At 69.7% G+C, this 1556-nt stretch carries 1 protein-coding gene; it reads left to right on the top strand.

Translation table 11 applies throughout. The features are described 5' to 3' along the window. A partial coding sequence (locus tag RDU12_RS15720) for an AsmA family protein (protein ID WP_308685603.1) occupies positions 1–1475 on the top strand: 1475 nt, incomplete at its 5' end. Between the last annotated feature and the right edge of the window lie 81 nt (positions 1476–1556).

The raw sequence follows: 1556 nt of genomic DNA, 5'->3' as shown, positions 1-1556 counted from the left end.
TCAACCGGCTTCTGATCCAGGGCGGCCTGATCACGCTCGACGAGCAGGGCCGCAACATCAAGCTCGAGGCCGTGATCAACGCGCGGGAGGGTTCGGACGAGCAGGCGGGCTTCCATCTGGACGGCGAGGGCACGGTCAACGGCACGCCTCTGACCGTAATGGTTCGGGGCGGACCGTTCATCAACATCCGGCGCAACCGGCCCTACATCTTTCACGGCGAGATCGCCGGCGTGGGCACGCGGCTGATCGCCGACGGCTCGATCACCCGGCCCTTCGACCTCGGCCATTTCAACGCCACCCTGAAGCTGCGGGGCCGAGATCTCGCCGACATCTACCTGCTGACCGGCGTCACCACCCCCAACACCCCGCCCTACCAGCTGGCCGGCAAGCTCACGCGGGACGGGTCGAAATACACCTTCGCCGATTTCAGCGGCCGGGTCGGCTCTTCCGACCTGTCGGGCGATCTCGTGGTCGACCGGGTCGATGAGCGGCTCCGGGTCGACGCCGACCTGCGCTCGCGCCTGCTCGACATCGACGATCTGATGGCGGTGCTGGGCGCGGACCCCCGGGTCACCCCCGGCGGCGACACGGTGGCCTCCTCGGGCGCGCCGGGCCGGCTGCTGCCGGACGCGCCGCTGAACGTGGAGCGGCTGCGGGTCATGGACGGGACGCTGCGCTACAGGGCGGCGCGGGTGAAGCGCAACGACCTCGACGTGCGCGAGGTCGACATCGGCGCGGACCTCAAGAGCGGCATCCTCAACCTCGACCCGGTCGCCTTCGCCTTCAACCGCGGCGAGCTGCGCGGCACGGCGAAGATCAATGCAACCCGCGACATGCCATACAGCGCCATCGATTTTCGCCTGCGCAACTATCCGCTGGAGTCGATCATCCCGGCGCGCGACGGCGTTGCGACCGTGACGGGCCGGGCGCTGGGCCGGGCGCGGCTTGAGGGGCCGGGGGCCTCGGTTCACGATTTCGCCGCCGGATCGAAGGGGACCATCAGCCTGGTCGTGCCGCAGGGCCGGATGCGCGCCGCCTTCGCCGAGCTGATGGGCGTCCACGTCCTGGCCGGGCTGTTCAAGCTGGACGACGAATCGACGGCTGAGATCCGCTGCGCCGTGGCCGACTTCACGGTCAGCGGCGGCACGGCCACGGCGAAGACCTTCGTCGTCGACACCACCCCCGTTCTGGCCACAGGCAGCGGCACGATCGATCTCGGCGCCGAGACCATCAACCTGCGCATCGACGGGGAGACCAAGGAGGCGCGGCTGATCCGACTGTGGGCCCCGATCCTGGTGCGGGGACCGCTGACCTCGCCGAAGGTCGACCTCGACCGGGGGGCCGTGGCGGCCCAGGTCGGCGTGGGCGGCATTCTTGCGGCCCTGGTCAATCCGCTCGCGGCGCTGGCGGCCTTCGTCGATCCGGGTCTGGCCGAGGACGCCAACTGCGGCGCCCTGATCTCCTCGGCGAGGTGATTGAGCCAGGACCGCGCTTCGTGCGTATCCTCGGGCGTGTTCGCCGGATTCGAGACTCGATGACCCGAAGAGGATTCCTGG

Source organism: Brevundimonas sp., assembly GCF_031082345.1.
Lineage (GTDB): Bacteria > Pseudomonadota > Alphaproteobacteria > Caulobacterales > Caulobacteraceae > Brevundimonas.
This window is presented reverse-complemented; position numbering and strand designations above follow the sequence as displayed.